This is a genomic window from Sphingopyxis sp., from assembly GCF_035565275.1.
GTDB lineage: Bacteria > Pseudomonadota > Alphaproteobacteria > Sphingomonadales > Sphingomonadaceae > Sphingopyxis.
In genome coordinates, this window is sequence record NZ_DATMST010000040.1 from 1 (window position 1) to 6,892 (window position 6,892).

Sequence of the window (6,892 nt, forward strand, 5' to 3'; positions counted from 1 at the left end):
GTCTCGCGCTCGCCGATCCCGACGCGGTGCCCGCCGGCAAATATGCGAAAGCGGCGCTGACTGCGCTCGGCGTCTGGCGCGGCGTTGCCGCCAAAGTGGCGCCCGCCGAAAATGTCCGCGCCGCGATGGCGCTCGTCGAACGCGGTGCCGCGCCGCTGGGTATCGTCTATGCGACCGACGCGCGCGCGTCGAAGGCGGTGCGCATCGTCGGCACCTTCCCGGCATCGAGCCATCCGCCGATCCGCTATCCGGTCGCGGTGCTGAAGGCGTCGCGGCACCCCGATGCAGCGGGATTCCGCGCCTTCCTCGTGTCGAAGCAGGCACGCGCGATCTTCGCGCGCCACGGTTTCGCGGCGCCCTGATGCTCTCGGCCGAGGAGTGGGGAATCGTCGCGCTGTCGCTGAAGGTCGGTGGCTTGGCGGTGCTCGCCACGCTGCCGGTCGCCTTCGCCATCGCATGGATTCTCGCGCGCTACCGCTTTCCGGGGCGTACGCTCGTCGACGCGCTCGTCCACCTGCCGCTCGTCCTGCCGCCCGTCGTCACCGGCTGGCTGTTGCTCATCGCCTTCGGGCCGTTCGGCCCTGTCGGCCGCTGGCTCGAAAGCTGGTTCGGCATGACGTTGATGTTCCGCTGGACCGGTGCGGCGCTTGCGGCCGCGATCATGGCGCTGCCGCTGATGGTGCGCGCGATGCGGCTGTCGATCGAGGGCATTGATCGTCGGCTCGAGGGCGCGGCGCGCACGCTCGGTGCGGGGCGCTGGCATGCCTTCCGGACGATCAGCCTGCCGCTCGCGCTTCCCGGCGTGCTCGCCGCGCTTGTGCTCGGCTTTGCGCGTTCGATCGGCGAGTTCGGCGCGACGATCACCTTTGTCTCGAACATCCCGGGCGAAACGCGCACCCTGCCACTCGCCATCTATTCGGCGCTGCAGGTGCCGGGCGGCGAGGCGATGGTGACGCGCCTCGCCCTGCTGTCGGTCGCCTTGTCGCTCGGCGCGCTCGTGCTGTCCGAATGGCTCGTTCGGCGCACCCATGCCGGAAGGCAGCGCCATGGCGATTGATATCGACGTCGAAAAGCGGCTTGGCGACCGGATGATCGTCGCGCGTTTCGCCGCGGGGCCAGGGCTGACGGCGCTCTTCGGTCCGTCGGGTGCCGGCAAGACCAGCATCCTGAACATGGTCGCGGGGCTGCTGAAGCCCGATCGCGGCCATATCCGCATCGACGACCGCATGCTGTTCGACGGCGTAACCGACCTGCCGCCCGAGGCGCGCCGCGTCGGCTATGTCTTTCAGGACGGGCGGCTGTTTCCGCACCGCCGCGTGCGCGCGAACCTGCTCTACGGCCACGACCTCGCCGATCCGGCTCACCGCTGGATGAGCCTCGACGAAGCGACCCGGTTCCTCGGCATCGGCAATCTGCTCGATCGCTGGCCGCAAAGTCTTTCGGGCGGCGAGGCGCAGCGTGTCGCGATCGGCCGCGCGCTGCTCGCCGGGCCGCAAATCCTGCTGATGGACGAGCCGCTGTCGTCGCTCGATGCGGCGCGGCGGCAGGATATCATGGTCGTGATCGAACGGATTCGCGACGAGCTCGGGCTGCCGATCCTCTATGTCAGCCACGATCGCGCCGAGGTCGACCGGCTCGCGACGCAGGTGGTGCAGATCGGAGAATAAAGTTTCACTTGAAACCATTTTGATGATAGAAGCTTGCCCATGGAAAGCCAGTTTACCCATGTCCATGATACGCCGCCGCCGGGCGTCGCGGCCGACTGGACGATTTCGCAAAATTGGGACGCCTTCACCGCCGACGAGCATGCGATGTGGGATCGCCTCTTCACGCGCCAGTCCGACATGCTGCCCGGCCGCGCCGCCGACGCCTTCCTGCGCGGGATCGACGTACTGCGGCTCGAAAAGCCGGGCATCCCCGATTATCGCGAGCTCAACGCGCGGCTGATGGCCGCGACGGGGTGGCAGGTGATTGCGGTTCCGGGGCTCGTCCCCGACGACGTGTTTTTCGACCATCTCGCGAACCGGCGCTTTCCCGCGGGCAATTTCATCCGCACCCCCGAACAGCTCGATTATCTGCAGGAACCCGACGTCTTCCACGACGTCTTCGGCCATGTCCCGATGCTCGCCGACCCGGTGTTTGCCGATTATATGGTCGCGTACGGCGAAGGCGGCCTGCGCAGCCTGAAGTTCGACGCGCTGAAACAGCTCGCGCGGCTTTACTGGTACACGGTCGAATTCGGGCTGATCCGCGAGGCCGGCGGCCTACGCATCTACGGCGCGGGCATCGTCTCCTCCTTTGCCGAAAGCGTCTTCGCGCTCGATTCGGACAGCCCGAACCGTATCGGTTTCGATCTCGCGCGCGTGATGCGCACCGATTACCGGATCGACGATTTCCAGCAGAATTATTTCGTCATCGACAGCTTGGGCCAGTTGCTCGACACGACGGTGAACACCGATTTCGCGCCGCTTTATGCGAAAAACGCGGCGCTGCCGCCGATCCCGATCGCCGATTTCCTGCCCGAGGATGTGGTGATCACGCGCGGCACGCAGGATTATGCGACGGCGAAAGCTTAAGCCTACCAGCTCCCGAAACTGGCATCCGACGGGCTCGCGCGGTGGAACGCGCGTTCCTTGCGGCGCCAACCGTAACGGCGGCGCTTGATCAGCAACAGGCACGGCCATTCAGCGCTGCCGCCGCGCGCGGCGAGGCGGAAACCCTGCGCGCGATAGGCGGCGAGCACCGGCTCCATCTGCCGCGCGATCAGCCCCGCGAGGATTGCATGGCCGCCGGGCGCAGTCGCCGCGGCAATATCGGGGGCGAGGGTGATCAGCGGGCCGGCGAGGATGTTGGCGATGACGAGATCATAGGGCGCGCGGTGTTTGATCGACGGGTGATTGGTCCCCGGTGCGACTGCGAGCGCGAGCCGCCCGCCGCCGCGGCCCAACGGCACGTTATTGATCCCGGCATTGTCGCGCGTCACAAAAATGCTCGCAGGGTCGATGTCCGACGCGATCGTCTTTGCGCGCGGCCACAGCGCCATCGCGGCGAACGCGAGCAGCCCGGTACCGGTTCCGATGTCGGCAATATTGCGCGGGCTGGCGCCCTGCTGCGCCAGCCGGTCGAGCATCGCCAGGCAGCCTGCGGTCGTGTCGTGCCCGCCGGTGCCGAATGCCTGGCTCGCGTCGATCAGGAAGGGCGTGCTGCCCTCAGGGACGCGATCGGCATAGCTGCTCGTGTGGACGAAGAAGCGCCCCGCCCGCACGGGTTCGAGGCCCTGCTGCGACAGCGTCACCCAATCTTCTTCGGGCAGTTCCTCGACGACGGGTTTCTTGCCCTTCGCGCTCGGCGCGAACGATTGCAGCAGTTTCAGCAGTGCCGCGCCGGGCTTGTCGTCCATATAGGCATCGAGCTGCCAAAGCCCCGCGTCCTCGTCGATCTCGCGCGTCACCACGACCGGAGCCTCGGAAAGCGCGTCGAGTTCGGGGATTTCGCCCGACAGCGCCTCGGCCTCGTCACGCGTGCAGGGGAGGGAGACGATCCAGCTCATTTAGCGGACGTAGCTCGCGCCGTTGACGTCGAGCACTGCGCCGGTCATCGACGCCGGCGCTTCGGTGGCGCACCAGCGCGCCATTTCGCCGACCTCGTCGGGCATTGCGACGCGGCCGAGCGGAATATCGGCGAGCAGCTTGTCGCCGCCGCGGCTCGCCAGATACTCCTCGGCCATGCCGGTCATCGTGAAGCCGGGGCAGATCGCGAAGGCGAGAATGCCGTCCTTGGCATAGGCGCGCGCGATCGTCTTGGTCATCGCGACCATTCCCGACTTCGATGCCGCATAATGCCAGTGCGCAGGGCTGTCGCCGCGGTACGCCGCGCGGCTCGCGATATTGATGATACGGCCGCCCGACCTGCGTTCCTGCCAGTGCAGTACCGCATGGCGGCAAAGCTGAGCGCTCGCGGTCAGATTGACCTGCAGCGTGCGGTTCCAGCCCGCGAGCCAGTCGGCGTCGCCGCCGTCGAGCGGGTTCGCCTCGAACACCCCGGCATTGTTGACGAGCACGTCGATGCGGCCGTCCAGCCGGTCGAGGCTCGTCTGCCACAGCGAGTCGGGGACGGCGGGGTCGGATAGGTCGCCGTCGGCGCTCGACAGCGCCACGACCTTCGTCCGCTCCGTGGTCAGCGTCTCGGCGATCGCGGCGCCGATGCCGCGGCTTGCGCCGGTGATCAGGATATGTGTCGTCATGCCCTCGCCTTAGGCAGCGGGGCACGGCTTGCCAAGCGGGTGCGGCGGCTGCGTCAGGCGACGCGGCGGCTGAATTCGCTCGCGGCCTTCTCGAGCTGCTGCAACCGGCCGCCCATTTTGGCGAACTCCTGGCTCAGCACGCTGATCTCGCTTGCTACCATGCCCGAATCGTTGCGGATGCTCGCGATAGTCGACGACATCGAGTCGGCCGCGAGCGCGGTTTCGTCGACCGCGGCGGTGATCGAGGTGACCGTCTGCGCCTGCGCGTCCATCGCGTCGCGAATGCGCTGCGCCGAATTCTGCACCTCGACGATCGTGGCCTGGATCGACTGGTTGGCGCTGACCGACCCGCGCGTCGCCTGCTGGATCGCGGTGATCTTGCCCGCGATATCGTCGGTTGCCCGCGCGGTTTCGTTGGCGAGACTCTTCACCTCCTGCGCGACGACGGCAAAGCCGCGGCCCGATTCGCCCGCACGCGCCGCCTCGATCGTGGCGTTGAGCGCGAGCAGGTTGGTCTGGCCCGCGATCTCGCGGATCAGGCCCAATATGGATTCGATCGATTCGGCGTGATGCGACAGCGCGTCGGACATCGCGACCGCTTCGCCCGCCTGTTCGGACGCGCGCGTTGCAACGGTTGCCGAGGCTTCGACCTCGCTCCGCGCATCCTCGATCGCCCGGATCAAGCCCGCAGCGGTCGATGCGGCCTCGCGCATCGCCATCGCCGACTGTTCGGACGCCGCGGCGACTTCGCTCGTCTTCGCGATCATGCCCTTCGCCGCCTGGTCGGCCGACGCCGCCTGCTTGGCGAGTTGATCGCGCACGCCGTCGGTGTCCTGCACCAGCGACGCGATCGATCGGTCGAAATCGCCCGCGAGCGTCTGCCGCTCGCTCGAAATCACCGCGCGGTCGAGCTTTTGCGCATAGCGATGCATGATGTCGAATTCGAGCAGGCCGAGCCGGTTGATCGCGCTCGTCAGCCGGGACAGGCGCTCGGCATCGCCGAGGCACGCCTCGACGACATATTCGATGGTCAGCCGCTGGCTTTCGGCGATGCACGACATCACCGACGCGAGCGGGAGTTTCACCCGCCGCGCCATATGGGTATTCTGGCAGGCGATCGTCGCGACCTCCTGCCCCGCGGCGTCGGCGTATTTGACCGACGTATGGCGCGCGCTGCCGCGGATATAGGAATCGAGCAGTTCGCCCTCGACCTGCCGGTCAATGCCGGGCAGGCGGTTGAACGCGTCCCAATAGGCTCTTGCGACGGCTTCTTCGCGGCCGGCGATGACGGCGTGGATTTCGGCGGCATCGGCGGCAAGGCGTCCGTCGAGGTCATAGAGGGGAAAGCGATCGGCCATCGGCACCGGATCGATCTGCTGCTTATGAATCGGATTTTCCTTCACCATGATCCTGCTTCCCTGATCGATGCCTCGAAGACGCGCGGGTCTGCCGTCCGCATGCGTCCCATGAAACTGGTGAACGGAATATGCGATGCGAGTGGTAAAGGCGCCGTTAACCCGGAGAGGTCAGCGGCATTCTTCGGCGCTTGGTACCGGATAGCCTTCGAACGCCTTGATCGTGCGCAAGGCAAAGGCGCTGTGCATCGCCGCGACGCCGGGCAGGCGCGACAGGCAGTGGCGGTGCAGCCGGTCGAAATCGGCGACGCTGCGCGCAGCGACGCGCAGCCGGTAATCCGACGCACCCGACAAAAGCTGGCATTCCAGTATCTCGTCGAAGCTTTTGACCGCGCTCTCAAAGGCGGTGAGCGCCTCCTCGCTCTGCGAGGTCAGGCTGATGTCGACGAAGACGTCGAGCCCCAATCCGATGCGCTCGCGGTCGAGCCGTGCGGTATAGCCGTGAATGATCCCGGTCGCCTCGAGCGCGCGGATGCGGCGATGGCATGCCGATGGCGAGAGTCCGACCGCGTCGCCCAGTTCGACTGCCGGACGCGGTCCATAGCGTTGCAGCAAGTCGAGCAGCTTCGCATCGATTCGGTCAATCATCTTGCATGAAACCTGACAATGGCGCAAAAATCTTGCACCGCGATGCGCTATCGCACGCGCATATGCAAGCACCTCGCGCCCGTTTCCTGCTAAAAGCGCCGAAAGTTTTCGGCGGCTATATTCATCGCCGATGACGCCATATCTTTCGGAGAGCGACCATGATCATCGGCACCCCCAAGGAAATCAAGAATCACGAATATCGCGTCGGCCTGACCCCCGAGAGCGCGCGCGAACTCGTCGTCCATGGCCACCGCGTGCTGGTGCAGACCGGCGCGGGCGAGGGCATCGGCGCGCACGACCGTTATTATGTCGAGGCGGGCGCCGAGATCGTCCAGACCGCCGAGGAAATCTTCGCCACCTGCGAGATGGTCGTGAAGGTCAAGGAGCCGCAGCCCGTCGAGCGCGCGATGCTGCGCCCCGGCCAGATCCTTTACACCTATCTCCACCTCGCGCCCGATCCCGACCAGACGCGCGATCTGATGAAATCGGGCGCGGTGTGCATCGCGTATGAAACCGTTACCAGCCCGCACGGCGGCCTGCCGCTGCTGAAGCCGATGAGCCAGGTCGCGGGCCGCATGTCGATCCAGGCCGGCGCGACCGCACTCGAAAAGGCGCATGGCGGGCGCGGCGTGCTGCTCGGCGGCGT

Annotated in this window: 9 protein-coding genes; 5 read left to right on the top strand and 4 right to left on the bottom strand. The window is 66.6% G+C overall.

Going from position 1 to position 6,892, the window contains the following annotated elements; genetic code table 11:
- From modA to phhA, 4 genes are all read left to right on the top strand, one after another.
- Positions 1 to 362 (top strand): molybdate ABC transporter substrate-binding protein (gene modA / locus VN047_RS02800; protein ID WP_325539810.1); only part of this gene is annotated, 362 nt, incomplete at its 5' end.
- A complete protein-coding gene (gene modB, locus VN047_RS02805; protein ID WP_325539812.1) occupies positions 362 to 1,057 on the top strand; it encodes a molybdate ABC transporter permease subunit in 696 nt (231 codons plus the stop codon). The genes modA and modB, both read left to right, overlap by 1 nt.
- Positions 1,047 to 1,667, top strand: a complete 621-nt coding sequence (locus VN047_RS02810; protein ID WP_325539814.1) for a molybdenum ABC transporter ATP-binding protein — start codon at positions 1,047 to 1,049, stop codon at positions 1,665 to 1,667. Before modB ends, VN047_RS02810 begins: the two co-directional genes overlap by 11 nt.
- A 39-nt stretch (positions 1,668 to 1,706) precedes the next feature.
- Positions 1,707 to 2,576, top strand: coding sequence for a phenylalanine 4-monooxygenase (gene phhA, locus VN047_RS02815; protein WP_325539816.1), 870 nt, complete (start codon positions 1,707 to 1,709; stop codon positions 2,574 to 2,576).
- Positions 2,577 to 2,578: 2 nt separating this feature from the next.
- Here phhA and VN047_RS02820 read toward each other — a convergent pair whose 3' ends face one another.
- The 4 genes from VN047_RS02820 to VN047_RS02835 form a co-directional block, all read right to left on the bottom strand.
- Entirely contained in the window at positions 2,579 to 3,550 is a 972-nt protein-coding gene (locus VN047_RS02820; protein WP_325539818.1) for a 50S ribosomal protein L11 methyltransferase, read from the bottom strand.
- Positions 3,551 to 4,243 carry an SDR family NAD(P)-dependent oxidoreductase gene (locus VN047_RS02825; protein ID WP_325539820.1) on the bottom strand — a complete coding sequence of 231 codons (693 nt, stop codon included), beginning with the start codon at positions 4,241 to 4,243 and terminating at the stop codon, positions 3,551 to 3,553. It abuts the gene before it with no gap.
- Positions 4,244 to 4,296: 53 nt separating this feature from the next.
- Positions 4,297 to 5,649: a methyl-accepting chemotaxis protein gene (locus VN047_RS02830; RefSeq protein WP_325539822.1), complete on the bottom strand. Its 1,353-nt coding sequence runs from the start codon at positions 5,647 to 5,649 to the stop codon at positions 4,297 to 4,299.
- Between the two features lie 120 nt (positions 5,650 to 5,769).
- Positions 5,770 to 6,246, bottom strand: coding sequence for an Lrp/AsnC family transcriptional regulator (locus VN047_RS02835; protein WP_325539824.1), 477 nt, complete (start codon positions 6,244 to 6,246; stop codon positions 5,770 to 5,772).
- 158 nt (positions 6,247 to 6,404) lie between these two features.
- Here VN047_RS02835 and VN047_RS02840 point away from each other — a divergent pair.
- On the top strand, positions 6,405 to 6,892 hold a 488-nt coding region (locus VN047_RS02840), incomplete at its 3' end, for an alanine dehydrogenase (protein ID WP_414712656.1).

Excerpts from the sequence above, each read along its gene's own strand:
- modB (WP_325539812.1), top strand. The coding sequence starts at position 362 with ATGCTCTCGGCCGAGGAGTGGGGAATCGTCGCGCTGTCGCTGAAGGTC.
- VN047_RS02810 (WP_325539814.1), top strand. The coding sequence starts at position 1,047 with ATGGCGATTGATATCGACGTCGAAAAGCGGCTTGGCGACCGGATGATC.
- phhA (WP_325539816.1), top strand. The coding sequence starts at position 1,707 with ATGGAAAGCCAGTTTACCCATGTCCATGATACGCCGCCGCCGGGCGTC.
- VN047_RS02820 (WP_325539818.1), bottom strand. The coding sequence starts at position 3,550 with ATGAGCTGGATCGTCTCCCTCCCCTGCACGCGTGACGAGGCCGAGGCG.
- VN047_RS02825 (WP_325539820.1), bottom strand. The coding sequence starts at position 4,243 with ATGACGACACATATCCTGATCACCGGCGCAAGCCGCGGCATCGGCGCC.
- VN047_RS02830 (WP_325539822.1), bottom strand. The coding sequence starts at position 5,649 with ATGGTGAAGGAAAATCCGATTCATAAGCAGCAGATCGATCCGGTGCCG.
- VN047_RS02835 (WP_325539824.1), bottom strand. The coding sequence starts at position 6,246 with ATGATTGACCGAATCGATGCGAAGCTGCTCGACTTGCTGCAACGCTAT.